The sequence below is a fragment of the Larkinella fluvii genome (assembly GCF_051857545.1).
Classification (GTDB): Bacteria; Bacteroidota; Bacteroidia; order Cytophagales; family Spirosomataceae; genus Larkinella.
In genome coordinates this window covers 410,142-430,130 of sequence record NZ_JBPZHB010000007.1, presented here as the reverse complement: position 1 = coordinate 430,130, position 19,989 = coordinate 410,142, and the positions used below count along the sequence as shown (strand labels likewise).

Annotated in this window: 30 protein-coding genes; 4 read left to right on the top strand and 26 right to left on the bottom strand. The window is 51.3% G+C overall.

Annotated features, from left to right (window positions below):
- Nucleotides 1-9: 9 nt before the first annotated feature.
- The 10 genes from ACS5NO_RS20830 to ACS5NO_RS20785 all read right to left on the bottom strand — a co-directional run bounded on the left by ACS5NO_RS20830 (nt 10) and on the right by ACS5NO_RS20785 (nt 5,857).
- Nucleotides 10-189 carry a hypothetical protein gene (locus ACS5NO_RS20830; RefSeq protein ID WP_439416923.1) on the bottom strand — a complete coding sequence of 60 codons (180 nt, stop codon included), beginning with the start codon at nt 187-189 and terminating at the stop codon, nt 10-12.
- A 74-nt stretch (nt 190-263) separates the two neighbouring features.
- A complete protein-coding gene (locus tag ACS5NO_RS20825) occupies nt 264-1,823 on the bottom strand; it encodes a hypothetical protein (protein ID WP_439416922.1) in 1,560 nt (519 codons plus the stop codon).
- Nucleotides 1,816-2,346 carry a hypothetical protein gene (locus ACS5NO_RS20820; protein ID WP_439416921.1) on the bottom strand — a complete coding sequence of 177 codons (531 nt, stop codon included), beginning with the start codon at nt 2,344-2,346 and terminating at the stop codon, nt 1,816-1,818. Before ACS5NO_RS20820 ends, ACS5NO_RS20825 begins: the two co-directional genes overlap by 8 nt.
- Before the next feature lie 157 nt (nt 2,347-2,503).
- Nucleotides 2,504-2,914 carry a hypothetical protein gene (locus tag ACS5NO_RS20815; protein WP_439416920.1) on the bottom strand — a complete coding sequence of 137 codons (411 nt, stop codon included), beginning with the start codon at nt 2,912-2,914 and terminating at the stop codon, nt 2,504-2,506.
- Between the two features lie 193 nt (nt 2,915-3,107).
- On the bottom strand, nt 3,108-3,680 hold the full coding sequence (locus tag ACS5NO_RS20810; RefSeq protein WP_439416919.1) for an AAA family ATPase: 573 nt from the start codon (nt 3,678-3,680) through the stop codon (nt 3,108-3,110).
- Nucleotides 3,677-3,841 carry a SymE family type I addiction module toxin gene (locus ACS5NO_RS20805; protein ID WP_439416918.1) on the bottom strand — a complete coding sequence of 55 codons (165 nt, stop codon included), beginning with the start codon at nt 3,839-3,841 and terminating at the stop codon, nt 3,677-3,679. Before ACS5NO_RS20805 ends, ACS5NO_RS20810 begins: the two co-directional genes overlap by 4 nt.
- A 77-nt stretch (nt 3,842-3,918) precedes the next feature.
- Nucleotides 3,919-4,086 (bottom strand): hypothetical protein, encoded by a 168-nt coding sequence (locus ACS5NO_RS20800; RefSeq protein WP_439416917.1) that lies wholly within the window; start codon nt 4,084-4,086, stop codon nt 3,919-3,921.
- On the bottom strand, nt 4,083-4,247 hold the full coding sequence (locus tag ACS5NO_RS20795; RefSeq protein WP_439416916.1) for a hypothetical protein: 165 nt from the start codon (nt 4,245-4,247) through the stop codon (nt 4,083-4,085). Before ACS5NO_RS20795 ends, ACS5NO_RS20800 begins: the two co-directional genes overlap by 4 nt.
- A 104-nt stretch (nt 4,248-4,351) precedes the next feature.
- A complete protein-coding gene (locus ACS5NO_RS20790) occupies nt 4,352-5,137 on the bottom strand; it encodes an N-6 DNA methylase (protein WP_439416915.1) in 786 nt (261 codons plus the stop codon).
- Between the two features lie 45 nt (nt 5,138-5,182).
- The gene (locus tag ACS5NO_RS20785) at nt 5,183-5,857 is read right to left on the bottom strand and encodes a hypothetical protein (protein ID WP_439416914.1); all 675 of its coding nucleotides are present in this window, start codon (nt 5,855-5,857) and stop codon (nt 5,183-5,185) included.
- A 133-nt stretch (nt 5,858-5,990) separates the two neighbouring features.
- Between ACS5NO_RS20785 and ACS5NO_RS20780 the strand changes: the two genes are divergently transcribed.
- Nucleotides 5,991-6,782: an abortive infection family protein gene (locus tag ACS5NO_RS20780; RefSeq protein WP_439416913.1), complete on the top strand. Its 792-nt coding sequence runs from the start codon at nt 5,991-5,993 to the stop codon at nt 6,780-6,782.
- Nucleotides 6,783-6,792: 10 nt separating this feature from the next.
- Here ACS5NO_RS20780 and ACS5NO_RS20775 read toward each other — a convergent pair whose 3' ends face one another.
- From ACS5NO_RS20775 to ACS5NO_RS20705, 15 genes are all read right to left on the bottom strand, one after another.
- Nucleotides 6,793-7,641: a hypothetical protein gene (locus tag ACS5NO_RS20775; protein ID WP_439416912.1), complete on the bottom strand. Its 849-nt coding sequence runs from the start codon at nt 7,639-7,641 to the stop codon at nt 6,793-6,795.
- Nucleotides 7,642-7,733: 92 nt separating this feature from the next.
- Entirely contained in the window at nt 7,734-8,477 is a 744-nt protein-coding gene (locus ACS5NO_RS20770; RefSeq protein ID WP_439416911.1) for a GREB1-related protein, read from the bottom strand.
- The gene (locus ACS5NO_RS20765; protein WP_439416910.1) at nt 8,456-9,076 is read right to left on the bottom strand and encodes a ParB N-terminal domain-containing protein; all 621 of its coding nucleotides are present in this window, start codon (nt 9,074-9,076) and stop codon (nt 8,456-8,458) included. The genes ACS5NO_RS20770 and ACS5NO_RS20765 overlap by 22 nt, the downstream gene beginning before the upstream one ends.
- A gap of 64 nt (nt 9,077-9,140) precedes the next feature.
- Nucleotides 9,141-9,773, bottom strand: a complete 633-nt coding sequence (locus tag ACS5NO_RS20760) for a hypothetical protein (RefSeq protein WP_439416909.1) — start codon at nt 9,771-9,773, stop codon at nt 9,141-9,143.
- A 21-nt stretch (nt 9,774-9,794) separates the two neighbouring features.
- Nucleotides 9,795-10,046 carry a hypothetical protein gene (locus ACS5NO_RS20755; protein WP_439416908.1) on the bottom strand — a complete coding sequence of 84 codons (252 nt, stop codon included), beginning with the start codon at nt 10,044-10,046 and terminating at the stop codon, nt 9,795-9,797.
- A gap of 202 nt (nt 10,047-10,248) precedes the next feature.
- A complete protein-coding gene (locus tag ACS5NO_RS20750) occupies nt 10,249-10,422 on the bottom strand; it encodes a hypothetical protein (RefSeq protein WP_439416907.1) in 174 nt (57 codons plus the stop codon).
- A gap of 190 nt (nt 10,423-10,612) precedes the next feature.
- Nucleotides 10,613-11,293, bottom strand: a complete 681-nt coding sequence (locus tag ACS5NO_RS20745; RefSeq protein WP_439416906.1) for a hypothetical protein — start codon at nt 11,291-11,293, stop codon at nt 10,613-10,615.
- Nucleotides 11,294-11,339: 46 nt separating this feature from the next.
- Nucleotides 11,340-12,335 (bottom strand): hypothetical protein, encoded by a 996-nt coding sequence (locus ACS5NO_RS20740; protein WP_439416905.1) that lies wholly within the window; start codon nt 12,333-12,335, stop codon nt 11,340-11,342.
- Between the two features lie 56 nt (nt 12,336-12,391).
- On the bottom strand, nt 12,392-12,784 hold the full coding sequence (locus ACS5NO_RS20735; protein ID WP_439416904.1) for a hypothetical protein: 393 nt from the start codon (nt 12,782-12,784) through the stop codon (nt 12,392-12,394).
- Nucleotides 12,785-12,817: 33 nt separating this feature from the next.
- Complete coding sequence (locus ACS5NO_RS20730) at nt 12,818-13,714, bottom strand: S49 family peptidase (RefSeq protein WP_439416903.1); 897 nt, start codon at nt 13,712-13,714, stop codon at nt 12,818-12,820.
- Nucleotides 13,715-13,771: 57 nt separating this feature from the next.
- Complete coding sequence (locus tag ACS5NO_RS20725) at nt 13,772-14,155, bottom strand: DUF1353 domain-containing protein (protein WP_439416902.1); 384 nt, start codon at nt 14,153-14,155, stop codon at nt 13,772-13,774.
- Nucleotides 14,155-14,664 carry a hypothetical protein gene (locus tag ACS5NO_RS20720; RefSeq protein ID WP_439416901.1) on the bottom strand — a complete coding sequence of 170 codons (510 nt, stop codon included), beginning with the start codon at nt 14,662-14,664 and terminating at the stop codon, nt 14,155-14,157. The genes ACS5NO_RS20725 and ACS5NO_RS20720 overlap by 1 nt, the downstream gene beginning before the upstream one ends.
- Before the next feature lies 1 nt (nt 14,665).
- Nucleotides 14,666-16,066 (bottom strand): hypothetical protein, encoded by a 1,401-nt coding sequence (locus ACS5NO_RS20715; protein WP_439416900.1) that lies wholly within the window; start codon nt 16,064-16,066, stop codon nt 14,666-14,668.
- Between the two features lie 4 nt (nt 16,067-16,070).
- Entirely contained in the window at nt 16,071-16,649 is a 579-nt protein-coding gene (locus ACS5NO_RS20710) for a hypothetical protein (RefSeq protein WP_439416899.1), read from the bottom strand.
- Between the two features lie 183 nt (nt 16,650-16,832).
- Nucleotides 16,833-17,312: a hypothetical protein gene (locus ACS5NO_RS20705; RefSeq protein ID WP_439416898.1), complete on the bottom strand. Its 480-nt coding sequence runs from the start codon at nt 17,310-17,312 to the stop codon at nt 16,833-16,835.
- Between the two features lie 284 nt (nt 17,313-17,596).
- On the opposite strand from ACS5NO_RS20705, the gene ACS5NO_RS20700 reads away from it, so the two are divergent.
- The 3 genes from ACS5NO_RS20700 (at nt 17,597) to ACS5NO_RS20690 (ending at nt 19,344) form a co-directional block, all read left to right on the top strand.
- On the top strand, nt 17,597-18,016 hold the full coding sequence (locus tag ACS5NO_RS20700) for a response regulator (RefSeq protein WP_439416897.1): 420 nt from the start codon (nt 17,597-17,599) through the stop codon (nt 18,014-18,016).
- Nucleotides 18,017-18,078: 62 nt separating this feature from the next.
- On the top strand, nt 18,079-18,330 hold the full coding sequence (locus tag ACS5NO_RS20695; RefSeq protein WP_439416896.1) for a hypothetical protein: 252 nt from the start codon (nt 18,079-18,081) through the stop codon (nt 18,328-18,330).
- Between the two features lie 657 nt (nt 18,331-18,987).
- Nucleotides 18,988-19,344 carry a hypothetical protein gene (locus tag ACS5NO_RS20690; RefSeq protein ID WP_439416895.1) on the top strand — a complete coding sequence of 119 codons (357 nt, stop codon included), beginning with the start codon at nt 18,988-18,990 and terminating at the stop codon, nt 19,342-19,344.
- Nucleotides 19,345-19,554: 210 nt separating this feature from the next.
- On the opposite strand, the gene ACS5NO_RS20685 is transcribed toward ACS5NO_RS20690, so the two are convergent.
- Nucleotides 19,555-19,989, bottom strand: coding sequence for a hypothetical protein (locus ACS5NO_RS20685; protein ID WP_439416894.1), 435 nt, complete (start codon nt 19,987-19,989; stop codon nt 19,555-19,557).

Genomic DNA, 19,989 nt, shown 5'->3' with positions numbered 1-19,989 from the left:
GCCGCAAGGTTACTTCAGTGATTTTTCGGGAAGAAGGACACGATTTTTCGGGCGATTTTGAGTAGCTTTTGCAATCCGATTTTTACGAACCGGTTGACAATGAATCAGAAAAGTGAAAAGCGGCCTAAAAACCGCTTCTTCACGTACGCGGTGGGGCGCCCGCCCTTTCGCGAGAATGGAAATTTCCATTTCAAAAAATGGGGATATAGGCGCTGGAAGAATCGGAATGAATTTGCTGGAGGCTACCTACTCACTCGAATTTTTTACGCGACATACAACGTATTCTGCTGCTTGCGGTGGCCGGGCAGGAGCTGACGGCATTTGGCCCACAGCCAGTAGTCCAGGGCATCGGTGCCATCGGTGGCGTACTCCCGGTGTTTGGCCTGGCGTTCGCTGGTCTTGTCCTTTTCGAAGGTGTCGCCGATCTTGACGGGGGTGCTTTGGATGGCGATGATGAGTACCTTGTTGGTGTTCTGGTTGATGCGGATGCGGGGCGCGCGCGGGTTGGCTTCTTCCAGCAGCAGGTTGATCAGGAGGTACTTGTCCTTGTGGCGCGGGTAGGACGTCAGCTCCCTTCGGAATACCTTCCAGCCCTTCTTGATGAGGGCATTGGCAAACTGATCGAAGAAGGGTTTGTTTTCGTTGCTGGTAGCGGCACTCCGGGAACGCCCGCCCGGATCACCGTACACGAAGGCTTCTTTTTTGGGGTGGTTTTCGTAGGTGGCCGCAAACCAGGCCGCCGTTTGCAGCACAATGTTGGTGTCCTGACTGTCCAGAACGGGCTTGGTGTAGTGGCTGTTGACCACCCGCAGTTCCCGGTTGATTTCCTGACCCACCAGCGCCCAGCAGATATCAGCGTTAAAATCCAGGCTCACATCGAGCGGTTTATCGGGGTGGTAATCATTGGACTGATACAGGGTCAGCCCGGATTTATCGTCGTGCTGGTAGCCGTAACTCTCAAAATAGCAGTGCTTGCTGGTCGTAAAGGCGTGGTAAAAACAGTTGGGCAGTTTGCCGATCCGGCGGTTGAGGACTTCCACCTCGAATTCCAGCGGGTCGAGTTCCTCGCGCAGTTTATCGGCGTAGTCCAGGGGCAGAATTTCCTGATTGTCCACGTAGGTCGATTCGACAAAGAGGTTTTCGGGCGGGGTGCGTTTGAGCTCTTCCGCAGAAAATTTCTTCCGCAGCTCCAGCTCTTTTTGCCAGGCTTCCTCCGTGTGGTAGATGTGCATGCCCTCCTGGGTCCAGGGGGCCGACGAAAAATCGAAATAGCCGTGGTGCCAGGGATCAGAGGAAAATGATTTGTAGCGGTTGGCCCGCAAAGTCGGCAGAATCACCTTGTTCATGAAGTCGGGCTTGATCAGCGCCGATTCATCCGCCAGTGCCCCATCCAGGTTCAGCCCCCGGTGGGTTTCGGGTCGATCCTGGCTAATGAGCTGGAGGGTAGCCCCGGAAATGTGGGTGATGCAGTATTGGTAGCCTAACTTTCCCGGTGCTTTGAAGGGTTTGGGCCAGGCATCGGGTGGTTTGATGCCGACGACGTAGGTACCGAACGGATTGGCTTTGGAATACTCAAACTGGCCCATCATCTCCAGGGCTTCTTTCAGACCGGGCATCACCACCAGATCGAGTTGCACGTAGGTCAGCCCGACCAGCCCCCATTTGCTGCGGGGAAAGCGGTCGAAGATCATGCCGACCTTGAAGCCCAGGGTGGTGGTTTTGCCCGAACCGCGCCCGGCGTTGAAAGTTTTCCGGCGAGCACGGCTGCGGAGGAATTTAATCTGTTTGGGGTTCGCGTATACTTTGCGGCTTTCGCTACTCATCCAACTCCAGCTCCTGCTGTTTTTTGTAGACGTTGACGTTGTTGATAAAGATGTACTTGCCGGGTTTCTGGAAATCGGCGGGATCGAGGCCGGGCAGTTCCTGCTGGTACAAACCGGCCAGTTCATCGGCTTCACGCCGGCACTCGCGGGCTTCGCGGATGTCTTTTTCCTTGAAGGCGATGTTGGACAGCAGGTCGTAGTAGGCGATGGAGGCCCGGCGACGGCCTTCCTTGTCGGTTTCTTCGACGGCTCCGAACAGCAGCTTGCATTCTTCGACGATGTAGCGGGCCATGCGGTCCTGTAGGGCGTAGTCTTTCATGAGCACCGAGCGCACCATATCTTCGGTGCGGCCCATGCGGAGCATGCCCCAGGCTTTGGAATATTGCTCCAGTTTCAGTTGCTCCGACTCGGTAAAGTCTTCATAACCAATTTCATTGGCGTAAAACTGGAGATACCGATCGAGCTTGTTTTCATCAATTTTCAGTAGCCGTTTGGCTCGCTTGATGGATAGTTTCTTGGTCATTCTCTCCCGAAAAAAAGCGTCATTGCAAGATTACATAGACGCCAAAGAGATTACCAGGACGGTATAATTGTTCCTATCAAACAAAATCGTGACTACGACAATTTAGAGTGATTAACAAAAGGTAAATCCAATGACTTTGATTTGACAAAACGGTCGTTTATAGAAGGTCAGCCAGTTCTTCGGCTTTATCAAAAGTGGCTCGGCACAATTGCTTATGTGAATAAACAGGGTTTAAAGGCTCTTTGAGATGTAAAATTACCCGATTCTGAAAGGGAAGTAGCCGTACAACTAAGAAATTGTCAGGCTCTTGGGGAACAGCAAATCTGAAATAACAATAGCATAGGTCCTGAGCGTAATTGTCAGTCGGGTAAAATATTACATCTCGCAGAGCTAATTCAGTGTATACGACTTTGGTTAAGTCTTTCTTTAAGGCTTCCAATAGGTTCGTTTTGAATGACTTAAAAACCTCATTGCATTCAACGCTATTAATTTCAAAATTTTCATCCAATTCAACTTTCTCAAGCTGAGTTCTGAATAATGCCAAGACTAGATAGGTTTCAATCGCCATTTCTATAAGTCGGATAAATTAGTAACCGCTTAAATTACAATACACTTATTACTTGACTACGGATTACCTTCCCAAAATTGGGAGCGTTTTGGTGAGGGGCCTTCCATAAACTGTGGAAAGCAGGACTCTACTCGACAGCTTACTGATCAATCAAAGTCCTGCTTTCTATCTAGAAACGCAAATAGAGCAATTGTTACTCAAACAAACCGTTCCCCTCCGGATTCATAATCGCCTTCATGGCTTTCATCCGCATATCCCGCTCCCCATCCACATCCCAATGCGGGTGAAGCAGCGTGCCTTCGTCAAAGAAGTGCGCCCAGGAGCGGCCCAGTTGACGCCCCCGTTCGTTGTGCTTGTCGAGGGCAAAGTCGGGCATGTCCTGTCGGCGGAACGGGTGCGTGAACCAGGCCCAGATCAATGTCCAGTCGATCATCCGGCTTTTGCGTGCGCGGCACAAGCGTAAAACCGCGTGGGTCAGAAACAACCGTTGGGGTTCGTTCTTGTCCTCTTTCTTCTTGGCCTGTTCCCGGTGCATTTCATACAGCGCCCAGATCTCCGCCGGTAAACCCGGTTCCGCCAGGCCAATGTCTTCGCTGGTCATGATCCGAAGGCGCTTCCAGACGTATTCGACAAAACCCGAATCGTACAGCTCCACCGCCCAGAACATCGCCTGGTCCTGGTGGCCGCGCCGGATGCATTTTTGCAGCGCACTGCTGCACTCAAAAAAATCGTACCCTTTCTTGGTCCGGATGTCGTATTTGCTCATCGTTCGATTATAATTTTGGTCCCTTCGATGCTGACTTTCACCGTTTCGCCCAGGGCAAAACCGGCCTTTTCCATCCACTTGCCCGCCAGCAGCAGGGCGGGGACATATTCCGTTTTTCGGTATTTCTTGCGGGGTTGATACCCGATTTTTCGTAATTTCACGGCGTCAGAGGTTGATTGTTTAACTTCAGTAATCATTCTGGCAAAAGCCCGGAAGCCTTGCATCCGGGCTTTATCGTTTAGCCAAACAAGTTTTGTTGGCGGTCCGATGTGTTGAACAGTGGCAAATCCGAAAAGCCACGGTTCTCGCTTTTGCGGATGCCGAGCCGGGTCGGTTGGTTCACCAGCAGTTCGGCCAGTAGTTTCTGCTCGAGCACGCCGGGCTTCGGTGGGGTCTTCTTTTTCATCGCTTTTTCAGTTGTTTGTAGACCGTGGCCAGATCAATTTCCTGCCGCACCACGCGCCAGGCGACTTTCAGGCTGATACTCATGTTCAGCATGCCTTTGCGAAAGAGCGCCCAGGCCGTTTTCATCACCGACCGCAGTCGGGTAATCCAGGTAATTCTCATTGATTCTCAGAGCGTTAATGGTTTAACTTCCCCTGTAATTTCTCCCGACAGAACGGATTAAAAAAGCGTTTTTCCAGAAATATTTTTCATTAAAACGCTGATTTTCAGAACAATACAAGCTGTCCGTTTTGCAGGATTTGGGCGATGGACTGGGGTTCCGTGGGGGTCGGTTGGGGGGCGGGTTTTGCCTTCGCCGGTTCGGGCTTGGGTTTCTCCTGCAGGGTGCTGAACAGGTAGGACTCTTCGGGCTGAATCACTTCGATGGAGGGGCTACCAGCCAGGGGCAACAGGCGGTTGATCCGGTAGCCAAACCGCCATTCCCATTTCAAACTGTCCATGCAAACCGCTTCGCCTTCGCAGCCGTGCAGGGCCATGTTGACGGCCGTCATGCGCGCACAGATCGGGTCCAGGTCGGCAGCAAAGTGGTAGTTGCCTGGAGCCAGGGCGTGGAAGGCCAGCAGCATTCGCCCTGATCCACTAGCCGGGTCGGAGACTTTCAATCGCTTTCCTTTCAGTGACTCGCTGCAGCCCTGCAACCGAACCATCAGATCACAGAGGTGTTCCGGGGTGAAATACTGCCCCAGGAGTTGCGATTTGCCCCGGCTTGTCAGGCATTCGTAGTAGCTGCCCAAGCCATCGTACCAACTTGTGTCAGTCACGATTTGGGACTGCTGGAGCCGCAGTAGTTCGTGGGTCAGTTTTACGAACCGGTCCAGATCGCCGTATTGTTTTTTCAGTCGCTCGTAGGTGCCCACGCGCTGGGGCATGAACGATTCAGTCAGGAATTCCACGAAGTCGCTGAAAAAGCTGGAGTAGTTCCACCCGTGCTCCGCTTCGCAGAATAGGGCATTGAACGCACGAAGTTCGTGCGGCACATCGGTTGATTTCATACAGATAGCAAGAAAAAGCCCCTCCGGTCGGAGGGGCTGGGTGATTCAGAAGGGAACGGTTTCGGTGGTGACCGGTTGGGAAAAGTGGGCCGATCGGATCAAATGCGCGACGTAGTAGTCCTTAATTCGGAAACCGGTCAATTCCCGAAACCGGTCTTCGAGGTTCAATCGAATCACCTGCGCGGGCGATTGGTAACTGTTAGGTTTATACGTTCGGACGAAATCCAGAATGGCCTCGATGCTGATCTGGGCGGGGGCGATGGCGTTGATTTCATCCACCTGCACATCCAGGTGCCGACCGGTTTTCCGGAACCAGCTTCGCGACACGTCGGGCAGCCAGTTTTTGTCGCCACAGCGTTCGAAGTCTTCTTTCGGGAAGGGTGCCAGATGCTCATCGAGCACACTTTCCACCGACACCCAGGCTTCGGCATCGACGCAGGCCTGTTTCCAGAGTTTGGCGATTTCCAACGGATTTTGGGAGTGGTCGTACAGGTACTCATCGACCCGCTCCGGATCGATGTCGGCGGGCAGTGGAGTGGGAATCAGGGCCAGGTGGGCGACGGTGTAAAGACCAAGTTTGGCGCACACCATTTTGTCCAGGGTGTTGATGTGCATCCGGCGGCCTACCTCGCTGGCCCACTCGTAATACTCTTTCTCGGTCTTGCCGGTGGTGGCCAGAAACCGTTCTAAATTCCGGCGGGAAATTGACTCGTTTTGCATTGATATACAGGAGGTTAATTGTTTAACTTCCCCTGTAATATCTCCCGACAGAACGGATTAAAAAAGCGTTATTCCGAAAAAATTTAATATTATTATACTATTATAATTTTTAATATAAAATCGCTGCCACAATATGGGAACCCTTTCAGCATTGGAGAAAATTAAACTTGAAGAATTGCTAAAAATGCAGAGTGGGTATGTATTAGATTTTTCTGACTCATCCTTCAGAAGTTTTGTTTTAAGTTCAGTAAATAAAGATATATACCTTGAAAAATATAAAATCTATGGAAATTCAAAAGCTAACAGACTTCGCGCTTTTTGGGATTTAGAATCTAAACTTATTATTGGAAAATTATTAACTGATTTAGTTGATTTAAGGTTAGTTATGGATAATCGATTGAAGATGTATGGAGAATTCAATGAGCCTAAAGCTGATCCATTTCTAGTTGAAGAATGTATTAATATTTTGAAATTAATTAATGAAGATAAAATTGTTCCTGAAATTGACTCTATTCAAGCAATCAACGATGATGAAGCATTTGCTAAGTTAGCTGAAAATATAAGAGAAACTATAGATAAAAATGAGCCTGAAATTGGATTAGATAGGCTTCATACTTTTTTTGTGAAATTCATAAGGGCACTTTGTGTAAAACATCGAATTGCTTTTTCAAAGGAAGAGTCCTTAAATGCTATATTTGGGAAATATGTAAAATGTATTAAACAAAAGGGTATGATTGATTCTAATATGGCTGAAAATATTCTAAAATATTCAATGAATATACTTGAGTCATTTAATAAAGTTCGAAATGATAATACATATGCTCATGATAATCCTCTGTTAAACTATGATGAATCAGTTTTAATATTTAATAATTTAGTAAATTCTGTCAAATTTATTCGAAAAATAGAAGGTTATGATAGCTAAATAAGCAAAATTAAAAAGGTAATTCAATAGCCTCTTCTCCCCATTGATCAAACAACGACGTGTCAATATCTTTAAATGCCTTCATTATTCCGTCTAAATATTTCACTAAATAGGAAGGTTTCATTATTTCGATTAAAAAAGTATCTCCAAAATCTTGTATATCTTTTGCTTTCACTTCAGAACTTAAGATTGGGTCTTGGAAAAAATACTGCATTTTATATTGACCATAATCAATTTCTTCTAAAATTTCTTTTGAATCATTTCCGGTGGTTAATCTCAGTAAATGACCTTCATAAATAACAACATATAGATAAATAGATCTAATATTACGATTTGACCTAGATCTAATTATTATTGATCTTTTTAATAGTCCATTTAAAGACGTGAAGAATGGTGTATTATTTTGTTCAATATTATTCCCTTTTGTGAAAATTAAATTTGAAGAAAATACAGAGGAATTATATAATATAGGGAGGAAATAAAATTGTGATAAAATTTCATATTCCTGAATGCTTTCTATTGGGTCAAGATAAGGGAATATTTTAAAATAATCGCTTGATCCATATATATTATCGACAAAAAAGGTTCGTTGTGGTTGATATAATACCAATTGTTTTTCTGTAGATTTTTTACATTCTATTAATATTTTAATTTCAATTCCATTAATAATTTTACTGGCAATAATATCTGATTCTCTTATTTGCCTCGTTTCGAAATCTAAATACTGGGTAGAAATAAGATTATCCCATCTATGTTGATCTAATATATTGGCTATATTCATCTCAAGTGGGAACCCTGATTTAACCAAAGCATCTTTTATCTTTTTAAGTAATTCTTGATCTATCGGCTTATCTTCCATTGTATATTTGTTGTTTATATTATGATATAGTTTATTGGGCAATAAAAGTTCTTTAGAAAATAGCTGTTATTTAAATATATAATAGCTTCAAACTAAAAACCTATTTTCAACGTCTTTTGAAACGGATGCTTCAACTTCGCCTTCCCACGCGCTTTCTTTAAAGTAACCACATCCCTTCCAAATACTCGTTGAAGATATTCAAAATCTTTCTCTTCCGCTTCCAGGTTCCGAAACTCGGCCAATCCCCCCGAATTCACAAACGTATCCTTCTGATAAAAGTAAAACCGGGTATCCTTCCAGATCAGCCGGTGTTCGTAGGCATTCAGGCAACTGATCCAGTAGTCCTCGTTGCACTTAATCTCCGGGGAGTACCACAATTTACTACCCGCCAGCACGCCGTGCGCACAGCCGGTCACGTAGCCGCTGAGCTGAATCGGACTGAGCGAGATATACGAAACCGGCGTGGGGCTGGAGCTGAAGCCAAACAGGTAGGCACCGGCCTGCCGGGCTGCTTCGGCCGTCGCCTGAATGATTTCCCGCGCGGTGCGCTCGTCCACGTCCGCCGGTTCGCCGGGCTGGGTATACAGCCGCCGGAACGCCTTGATGTCGTCATCAAGCATGAACACGTTGCCGAAATGCCGGATGATCCAGTCGCGCTTGCGGGCCAGGCCCACCACCGAATCCGGATGGGTGACGATCTCGTCTTTGGGGTTACAGAGCCGGTAGGCCTTTTCCTGACTTTCCGGAACGCAGAGGATCGCGCCTTCCACCACGCTGGTCGTCAGCACCCGCGTGTGGCGTTTGTGGCTCGGAATTACGATCTGGCAGCTTTCCATTGGTCCTGGAGGTGTTTGGCGGTGAGAACGTACGTTTTGCCCACGAGCGTGGATTTGTAGCATTGCATCGTATCGACGGCCAGCAGTTCGGCCACGTTGGTTTCGTCGATCTCGTTGGTGCAGACAATGATAAAGGCCGTGTATTTCTCCGAGAACTTGGCCACAATCGGCATTTCCGGTTTTTCTTCTTCCGGCAGCGCTTCCTTCAACTGGGCTTCCAGATCACCCAGATCGATGCCGTAGCTGCCCAGATCGACGTATTCCGAAAAGTCGGACTGTAGCAGCAGTTTGTCCCACTCACCGAAGGTGCTGTTCTCGATGACGGAAATTTCCTTGAACTCGGCTTCGGTCAGTTTGCGGGTGGCCACCCGCACGTCGATCAGCTCGTGGCCCTTGCCCATCGCCAGCATCACCTTGCACCGCTGGTGGCCAGCCATCAGCGTGCCATCCGCATCGACCACCGGCAAACCGATCAGGCCAAACTGGCCGATCTTGCTTTCGAGTTCCCGCTGTTTGGCGGCCGTAATTTTGCGGGGATTCTTTTCGTAGGGCACCAGGTCCTGCACCCGGCGTTTTTCGGTAACAAATAATTCCGTCATGGTTTGCGAACACGTGATTGAGTCGCAAAACTGACCGCCACCGGGTGGACATCACAGGACGACATCAAAGGGCTTTGAAGATCGCGACCATCCGCTCCAGCTTCAATTCGGCTTTGGCGATCTGGGTGCGGTAGTGCTGTTTTTTGGCTTCGGTCGAAGCCCGTTCCAGGCCGCTACGGTATTTGCTCAGTTTCGATTTCTCGTAACGCATCAGCCGGTCCAGCTCAAACTTATCGGTGGGCAGCGAAGCCGCGTAGCTGTCTTCGATCAGTTTCACCGGCTCACTCACCGGGCGGTGGCCGTGGTCGAGGGCGTAGCGGATTTCATCCTGCTTTTCGACCCAGGCCCTTCGGAGCGTCAGGATCTGTTGCACCACCTCCGGACACGCCAGTTCGTCGGGAATGCTTTTGAGGGAATTGGAGAGTTCGGCTTTCCGGCGGCTGATCTCACTCTGCTCGCTCCGGATCGTGTCGACCAGGGCGGCCAGATCGGGCGGCAAACTGGCACCAGGTTGCCGCAGGGGACGAGCCGGTTTTTCGGGCTGGGGGGCGGGTTGGGCGGTGCTCAGGTTCTCGTACACCCGCCGGGCCTGCTCGACATCGGCCGGGGTGGCCTGGCTGCTGCGCAGTTGGAGTTTGGTCAGGTTCCAGGCGGCTTTGGCTTTCGCCCGTTCCTGTTGCAGTTGGGTTTCGGTCATCCCTCCAACCTACACGCCAAATTAGTCGTCCGACAGGACTTCATCCGGGGCCGGGGTTTCTGATCGGAGGGCTTCGCCAAATTCATCGACGGTTTGTTGCCACGTTTTGGCATCGATCCAGAGTTCCGGCTCATGATAGTGGTTGATCTGCTCTGCCAATATAAACTGAACTTCGTCGGAATAACTCGTCAGGAGCTGCTGGAGCTGGTGGGGCGCAATACCGCCCTGTTGCAGAAAATTCGAGAGGGAGGGCAGACAGGCAGGACGGAGCATATATGAAGCCGGTTGGTCACTGCGAACGATCAGTCAAGAAGACGACCAGTTACCCTACTTACAAAGGTATGCCAACCGGCAGGTCTTGAGTCCTGCCAGTTGGTCGTCTTCTAATAAATAATCGTTCGCAGGGCAAACATAACAAAAAACCGGTTGACCTCAAGGCCAACCGGTTTTTACATACAAACAATTTCGGCGTTAACTACTCATCCGGATCATCGTCCGATTCTTCTGATTCGTCCGACGCGTCGGGTTCATCCGATCCTTCCCGGCTTTTCAGCAGGGCTTCCAGCTTCTGCTGGGCTTTTTGTTTCAGGTCCTGATCGGTCGCCGGTTCGGGTGCCTTTCCGGCTGGGGGTGTTTTCACTTTCGCCATGGGGTTGTGGGGTGGATGGTGCCGATGGGTTGTCGGCGGGTTCAAAATAGTGGTTTAATCCGGCCTGAATCAGCTTTTCGACCAGCGCATCGGTCAGCGTCTCGTCGATGTTCACCAGGCCCAGGTTTCCGACCGAATGGCGAACGCCCCCCTGGGGAACGTTCACCAGTTTAAACTTCGTCAGCATCGATCAGGATACCGGGGCGGGTTGGATCGGCAGCGTGGCCACCAGCGACGCCTGAATCGGCAGCAGATCCCACATGAAACCGTCCTGCTCGCCCTTCAGCGTAAAGCCCCGCTTGTCGTTGCCCTTCTTACCGCCCTTGAACGATTTCTTCAGAAAGATCGGGTTGTCGCTCGACCCCACCACCACGTACTGCCCGTCGTTCATCTCCACCACCCAGACGCTGCCCGCGTTCAGGTGCTTTTTCAGCTCCCCCTGGATGGTTTTCGAAAACCCGGCCAGCATCAGCTCGATCGTGTGCTTGTGGCTTTGAAAGCCCGGATCGCCGTTCGAATCCGAGTTGACTTCCGCCGTGCCGTCCGGAAACTGGTACTCGGCAAATTTGTCGGTGCCTACCAGCTCGGGCAGCGCCGTCACTTCGCCGGTACCGGCTTCGGCCAGCGTGGGCCAGATGCCCTGGATGGATTTGGACAACACCACCAGCACTTTCCTGAGGCCGCCGGGGTTGGGGGCCTGAAACGACTGGCCGTCGAGGTTGGCAAAGTTGACGTAGGCCATCCCCAGCACGGGAGCCGCCACGCCCAGGGGATCGGCAGCCAGGTGGTGGAACACTTCGGAGGGCAGCACCACCCCGATCAGGAAGGCCAACCCGGCCCCTAAAAAACGAATAACCGCTTTGGTTTTCATGCAGCTAACAACAGATTAAGTAAGTGAAACAGAAAGTGAAAAAGGCTTAGACCTGACCGCTCCAGATCAGACTCGGCATGGCCACGTCCATGCCCACCTGGAAGTCCATCACCCAGGCCAGGTCCCGCTCGCGGACGTTGTAATCGAACGTCAGGTTCGACTGCGCCGATTCGTCGTCGTAGAGCCAGGCGATGATGTTGCGCGGCAGAATCAGCGGGGCTTCAAACGCCGTCAGCCCGGTGGTGAGCATATACGGCTCGACCAGAAATTCGATCACCGTCCCCTCGATGGTCTGCTTCTGAAAACCGGCGTTGTAGGGCAGCGTGCCGTATTCCTTGCGGTAATTGCGCTCGTAGGCTTTCAGGTGCGACAGGGGCGTCAGACACACCAGATCCTGGTAGAAGTACTCGGTCGGCAGCACATCGATGATCTTCTCGAACTGGGTCACGGCGTTGGCTTCGGTAATGGCAGCAATCGTGGCGATGTTGGCCGCCGGTACCCCGCCCGAAACAATCTCCGACTGGTAGATTTTAAACAGGCCGTCCATCGTATCCAGGGGCGAAGTGCCCGCGTCGTTGCGCACCCCGTTGATGTAGGCATTGCGCAGATCGGTCTGGATGCGCTTGATGACATCATTCATGATAAACTGCTCGAAGAGCACTTCCTCCTTGTTGATCTTGCCGCCCTTGATCTGCCCGTAGTAGGTCTTCCACAGGGCCATGATCTTCTCCTGGGTAAACTTCAAATCAACCTTGCAGGGCTTGACTTTGGCCTTGCGCGGTTTGATCTTGAAGACGTTGTTTTTGGGCGTAAAGCCGTTGTACTGCGAGGGTTGCACCACCGATCCCATCACCAGTTCGGTCAAAACAACTTCGTCATTGCCCGGAATCGACATGACGTACTCGTCGAGCGGTTTGACCGGCGTACCGGGTAGGCCGCTGACGCCGGGGGCCAGGGCTTTTGAAAAAATGTGGTCTTTGTTGTCGCGCGCGTAGTCGGTGGCCGTGCCGGCCAGCGCGCTCAGGTCTAATGCATCGGGCATCGTGGATCAGGCGGTTGAAGTAAAAAAAGTGGTGTGGATAGTCCGAAAAGCCAAGCTTACTGATTCCAGGGGGCGGTTTCATAGGACCGCTTTTTGCCGGTCGTCCCGGTGTTGGCGTCAGCCCCCGGCGTGACGGCCTGGCCCACCAGATTGCCGTGCCAGCGCCGAAGGGTCTCCAGCTCGGCTTTGTTTTTGCGCCAGTGACCGGCGTCGGCCAGCAGCGTCTGGTACTCCGTTTCGCTCATTTCCACCTGCATCACGTCCTCGCTGGCCTGGGTGGGGGCGGTTTCCACCGGGGCGGTTTCTTCAGTGGGCGGTGCTTCCGAAGACAGTGGCTCGTTTTCGGCGGAGGCTTCAACCGGTGGGGTTTCGACCACTGGGGTAGCTGGGTTCTCTTCTTCAGCCTGCGTCTGGAAAAAGTGGCGCAGGCTCAGGCGGATTTTTTTCATGATTGTGGTATGGAAAAGATGTAAAGTTGCGGATCAGGCGGATTTGGCGAGTTGATCGGCCCGGCGGATGGCGTCGCCCAGAAAACCGATGCGGTCGGCCATGCCCAGCGTCAGGGCCTGCCGACCGGAATACATTTTTCCGGAAAACACGTCGCGGGAAATACCCGGCCGCCCGCGCTGCACGGTTTTGATGAACGACTGGCGAATGTCGTTGAGTACGGTTTTGGTTTCCGTCCGCACGGCATCGGAGAGCGGTTCGATGCTGTTAAACAAGGCTTTGTCCTCGGAGCCATCGGCCCGGATGATGTTGACCGACAGTCCTTCCTGCTGGTAATACTGGCTGGCATCGACGTGCATCGCCAGCACGCCAATGCTGCCCACTTCGGAGCTGGTGGGGCTTTCCATGATGATTTCCCGCGCCTGGCTGGCCACCCAGTAAGCCGCCGACGCGGCCATGCCCGCCACCCAGGCCACCACCGGTTTGCCCGACCGGCGCACCACTTCGCCCAGCATTTCGGTGCCGTCCACCTCGCCACCGGGCGAGTTGATTTCCAGCACGATGGCGGAAATGGTTTCGTCGCGGTTGGCTTCCAGCACCCAGTTCGCCGTATCCTCCGATCCCCAGGCGCACAAACCGCCGTAGCGGCTCATGGTACCCATGATTGGCAGCACGACCACCCGGCCGGATTTGGCCGATACTTTGGACAGGGACGAATAGCCCGGCACGGCGGCCGAACGATCCGCGCCCCAGTCGTCCTGGCCCACGTCGTCGTGGCCGGTCAGGGTGCTGACGAAGCGGGGAACTTGCCGGTTTTCGGAAACATCAAACAGGGGTTTGCCGGCCAGCAGGCGACGCAGAGCCAGATCGGCCATGCGCTCGTGAAAGAGGGGTTCCAGCGCCCATTTGGCGGAAAGCAGGGTTTCAAGCATACAAAAAAGGTCCAATCAGACCGGAATCTGTTCGACTATTCGGGCATTCCCCAGGACTCAATTCTCCCACCAGCTTCGGCCAAACCAGCGGCAGGCCCAATACATCAGCCGGTTGCGCAGCTTGCGGTGGGGTTCGATCTGGTCGATCCTTGACCAGTACTCCAGATCGGCCAGCTTACGGGCCAGCTTAGCCCCCAGCCGGTCTTCGCCCAGCCGTTGATCGTACCAGTAATCGTGCAGCAGACTCGCCCGGTTGTAGCGGCCGATGGGCGGGAAAACGCTCCACAACGGCGCGGGCACACTGGCAAAATCCGTCACGTAACCCGCCGGGATAATCACTTCCCCGATCAGCGTCTGAAACGTCAGGGGTTCGACCAGCACCCAGCGGTCCGATTTGTCCGGGTCTTCTTCCCGGTAGCGCACAATGATTCCCTTTTCCATCAGAATTCTCCCAAAGCGTCTTTTTCCCGGATGATGTTCGCCAGCATTAGATACACCACCACCAGGTACGGCTCCGTTCCGGTCAGCGGCAAACCCTGCGCCTGCAGGTGACCCAGCGCCATCGACTGGAAAAAAGCCAGTTCCGGCACGGCCCCCGGCGTTTCCGCATCGACCAGCGCCCCGGTGGCCGCGTCCCGAAACGAGCCAGCGGTGGTGCGCGGAATCTCGATGGGCTGCACCCGCGCCATCCGTTCGCGCATCACAAACGGCGACAGCGTGCTGTCCTGGCCATACAGCGCATACAGATCGTTGCCGTCCGCATCGCAGACGTAGAGTTCAAACAGGACCGAAATTTCCAGATCCGCGTCGAAGGTCAGCCGTTTGAGCCGGACCCGGCGCTGCAGGCCATCGGCCAGCAGCGGGGTGGGTGAGATCGGCAGGTCGATGCCGGAAATGGCTCCCGAGGGCTGGCGGAGCAGGCCCAGTTGGGCGAGTAGGGTGTTTTCCATTTTACGCAATGAGGATATAGTCGAATTGAAAAGTGGTGCTGCCCGCCGGTCCCGAGTCCGTGGCGTTGATCGTAAAACCCGAACTGCTTTTGGTGCCCACGAAAAACCGGTTGAAACTCATGCCCGTCTGGTTGTTGCGGGCCGTCAGCAGCACCGCCTTCGGAGCCGCCGACAAAACCGATGCCAGTGTCACCGTGGCCAGCACCACATTGGTGCCCGGCGTGGTGCCGGTGGTCAGCGTCAGGGTTCCCGCCAGATCGGTCGACCCGGCCACCAGCGAGGCCGTGGCCCCGACCCCGGCCCCGGTGGCGTTCACCGCGTTGACAGCAACACTGGGGGCATTGCCCGACGCGATCAGTCGTTTCAACGTCACATCCCCGTTAAAGGTAGTGCCCCCCGAAAAGATGTTCGCTTTCGAGAACAAGTTGGGCTGGTGCAGTTCCGCCAGGGTTCCCCGGCCAAACGGTAGACGTGCGTGGGCGATGCCCAATTCCATTAGCCGCACGGTCATGTTAGCCGCAATGGTATAGGTCACCCGCAAACCCCGCAATGGAAAATCAGGCTCGGTGGTGGCCGGGATTTCAAATAGGCCCTGTTTCAAAACATGCACGCCGTCATAAACCGTACGAAAAGGATATCCCGAAGCCGACGTTTGCCATTCCACTTTCAGGTTGCTCACCTCGGTTGTGTAGGGAAAGCGTGAAACGGAAAAAAAACGAAAAGTCGCCTGGCTATAAACCAGCAAGGGCGTCGTAAACGCGTAGGTCATCTGCACCGTTCCGCCCGAAACGCCCCCACTAAAAATCGCATCGATGTTGTCGCCGTCGTCGGTCAGGGCGGTGACGTTGGCGATCGTCGCCGTCCCGGTCAGGGCCACGGCGGGGGACGAAAACAGCCCCCGGGCGATTCCGAACGCCATCATGTTGCTGAGCTTACCGCCGAAAAACAGGCTAACCAGTTCGCTGCCCAGGCCGATCCGGAGCCGCGTGGGTGAAAAGGGCTGTTCCAGAGTGGCCGAAGGCACCACACCCAGGACTCGGAGCGCCTGGGTTTTGATGAGTTGACCGGAAGCGGTCTGCGCCACCAACAGGTCAGTATCAAAGCCATCGCTTTGGGGCAGCACACTGGCCGTGAGTGTTCCCGGATTGCCCTGATCACCTTTATCGCCTTTGGCTCCTTTCAAATCCGTATACGCCCCATTGACGCCATCGGCTTTTTTAAACCGCAGTTGGGTGCCGTTCCACTCGTGGTCGGGCGTGTAATCCTGACCGGTCACCCAGTCGATGAGGCTGATGAGAAAATCGCGCACCACCAGGGGCGATAAAAACCGGAAGGGTTTGGGGGGGCTGCCCGAAAAGGTGTCGGTGATCTGGTCTTTGATTTGCTGGATGTTCAGGGGCATATACTTAGGAAGTAAAAGAGAGATCAAACTCGGGACCCCAATCGGCATTGGGGAACAGGTCGGCGTTTTCGAAACTGTCCAGCAGCCAGACCGGGTGGGACTGCCGGCCGCGGAGTTGAAAGCGGATCACGTTGCGGTCCGCCGGGCGGTTGCCGGTTCCTTTGGTGGTGGTCAGCTCCAGCGGGGTCTCGACATCACCCGCCAGATAATTGGTACCGTTGTAGTCCTGCAGCAGCGCCACCCACCGCCGACCCAGATTCCGAACGATCCAGGCCAGCACGTCGGCGCGCTGTTTGGGAACCTCGAAGCCAATCACCAGCTCGAAGGCGTCGCCGTTCTCGGTTTCGGTATGTCCCACGCTGAGGCCGCAGGTACCGTTGGCAAAACAGAACTCGTAGACCGTGGCCCCCGCCGGTACGATCAGATGGTCCCCTGCCAGGGTGGGAAACGGCAGGGCGTTTGGGAATTGGATGGGATCGAGGATGGCCAGCACGTCGGTTTCGGCCAATAGCTTCAACCGGCGGATGCCCCCGGCGTTGGCAAATTGTCCCCATTCCCCAATGCGTTGCTCCGTGATTCCCATGCGTCGAAACTACGGATTCGGATAAGGGGGAAACAGGACAGGATTCGGCCCCAAAAACGGGCCTTTATAAAGAAGGAATGGAAACGAAAAAACCTGCCCGTAGAAAGCGGACAGGTTTTTCGTTTTCAGGACACGATTTCAGGGGAATAGGACGCCATCGGCCCAAAATAGGACACGATTATTTTAGGCGGCTTGCAGTCGTTTGGCGGGGGTGCTGAGACTGCGGAGCTGGTGACGCCGAACGAGCTTAAAGGCGGCATCGTAGTCGTAATGCTCGGGGTTGATCTGGAAAATCTCGTAAAACCGCTTGACCGATCCCTGCAGCGAGGGCAGCCGGTCCATGCGGCCTTTGACAAAACTGATCAGGCCGTTTTCAAAATAGTCTTCCAGAATATGGCCCAGGCGGATCAGGTTGTCGTCGGTGACCAGCTCGGTGCGGAGCGGAAACGAACAGGCGACGCTCAGCGTCACGCCAGTCAGGATGGGCAGGGGTTTGAAGCCCTCGCCCCAGTCGCAATCGTCGAGGGGGTACTGGCTCAACAGGCCAATGATCACCCGGCCCAGGTAGCTGTTTTTGCGAACCTGAATCGCTTCAGGGCCAAATACATCCGGGTGGGTTAAATAGGCTTTAACGTGCGGTTTGATGGGGATTTCGATTTGCATGGTCAGTTTTGGGAAAGTTGCTTAATTTAGCGTCTCTTGTCGATCCCGTTTTTAGATGACCCGCTGTTGGTAGCAGCGGGTTTTCTTTTTGCACCGTAGCTTACAAACTTGTCTTTCTTATTAAGGAGGATTATTGCACTTAATTAATTTTATGTAAGCAAAAATACTCATATTGAATTATGATAATTAAGTGATATTCAATATTTTAAAACATTTGCCGAAAAAATCCTGTTATCACTGTACAATAGGCAAATTTATCGCCCTTCCCCTTTAAATACCACCGAGTGAAATGTAACCTCAAGATTTATTTAGCAGATGATGATCAAGACGATGTATGGATTTTCCAGGAAGCTTTTAAGAAATATTATCCGAACATTCAGATTGAAGTGTATGAAGATGGAGAAAAATTACTGGATGCTATCCATGTCGATGAAACTCCACCCACATTCATCTTTTTAGACATCAATATGCCGGTAATGGATGGCTTTGACGCTTTAACCAAATTAAAGGCCAGTCCCCCGATTTCCTCGATTCCCACTTTTATGTTTTCCAGTTCGGAATATGGAAACCATATCCAACGATCCTACCAACTCGGTGCAACTTCCTACTTTAAGAAACCAACAAATTATTCTGAATACCTCAAAATGGTTGAAATATTCAAAGCCTATTGGGAATTTAACATCGTAGCTCCTTCATTGAAATAATCCGCTTGCAACAATCCATCGGGAGATTGTATTTCCTGCCGATAAACTCTAGTTGTAAATAAATGCTCCTTCAGTTTTCTCATCTTGGCTTTGATGGTTCTGTAGTGAGCCAAAATATTCTCAGTGAGGATATTGAAACTCTCTTTGATATATTATCTCAGTTTGTGGCAGAAGGCTATACTCTAATATCCGCGTGTGTGGTTGATGAGGTTGGGAGACGAACCGACTTGCCCATAGAGGCATTTGATAGTGAACCAATTGAAAAATACGTAAGAAATTTGACAGTAGAGTATCAACAAGTGCTAAGTTCATAAGCTGGAGTAATTAATCAGGGAGTTACCTGTGGTATACTATTTGTGTGTTCAGAAAAGAATAAAGTAGTACACGTTTAATTTTTGACATTTCCCGGCATGTCATGCTGGGTTTTGTTTTTAAGGTCAATTTCATTCTGACTATCCGATGAAAATCAATTCGCATATTTTGATAGCTATTTTCGTCGTATGCATAGAACTCGATATAGGTTTTTTATGCTATTTTATTCGGGGCATTTAAGCTTAACCACATAAAGATCGCTTCATGATTGAACATTTAAAAAATTGATTTATTTGCGAATGGGAGGTTATTTTAACTTCTTATCTTTATTCGGAATACTTTCCGTATCTTTAGTATAGTCACTTCACAATGAGCCCCTTCCCTGCCCCCTGTATCCTAAGCTGTCGGCCAAGTTGCTCCAAAAACCACCGCTCAAATGATCCAAATCGATTTTGACCAACAGGCGTAGGTACGTCCGCAAGTTCAAGCCAATTATCTCCTTCATATTAATCAGATAGCCAAACTGCATTCCAAAAATTTGCATTTCTCAATTTGGCAAAAGGCTATGATCAAAGAAAGCACCAGGCTTCATAATAAGTGTATTGCTTCACACAAGCACTGACATCAATCTAGAAATTAATCTTAACTCCATTATTTCCATGAAACTTTCCTTACGTCCAGTTGAAATCCCGTTTCTGATTGGTGACACTGTTTGGGTCAATCAATTTTGCGGAGAAGCCAATGAGTATCCCTATTTTCAGGCAAAAATTATTCAAATCATTTTGGATGGCAGTATTGGCAATAGCATTGTTATCCGTCACCGTCGTGAAATTCACGAATTGGTGGTCAGTAGTGGCATCTACGATTTGAAGCCATCGGGTGACCGTGATGGGTTGCCCAGAATCAGTATCACCGTAGAATTTCTTAGCCCACAGAAGAGCCTTTTTGAAACAGAGAAGGATTTGTTGGATTATAAGAATCACATTACCCCTCCAAGTGAGGTTATTCATAATTAGCTAGATTTATTTATTAAAATATCTCTAGGTGTATATTTTAATAAATATAATCGATATCGATCCATTAGAATTATTTCATTCATTAACTTATTTAAAAATTCAATCTACGAAAAACGTCAGTTTATTAACCAGGAATAGTTGACTTTCTATTCAGGAGGAATGGATTGATTAAAGAAAAATAAAATTTGCTTAGAAAGTGATCTACTACATTTATAAAAGCCGGAGTTGATTGTAAAACCGCCCCGTTGGCCCATACATCCGGCGTTCGGCATTGTCCCGCCGGTCGTGCGACAAATGGCAGAGCTGGCACCGCGCCTGGAGGTTATCAAACCGATTGTGGGTGATATCGTGATCCAGATGCGCGACGGTCAACACGACAACCGATAGTTTTGCCATCGGATAGTCGTTAAACCGCAGGTTATGCTCATCCCGGTAGGCGGTCGCTTCCTTATAGCTGCCTAACCCCGCCCCGAGTCGATCCGCTTCTGGCGTGCCGTGAACCGGCAACCACTTGTTTTCCCGCCATTGACCAACGGAGTAGTTGGCAACGCCACAGCATTCACACCGGCCTTTTGCCCGGTGGAACCGGATCAGGCGACTGATCAGGCTCCACTTCGGATGATAGCGTTTGTAATCGACGGGCAT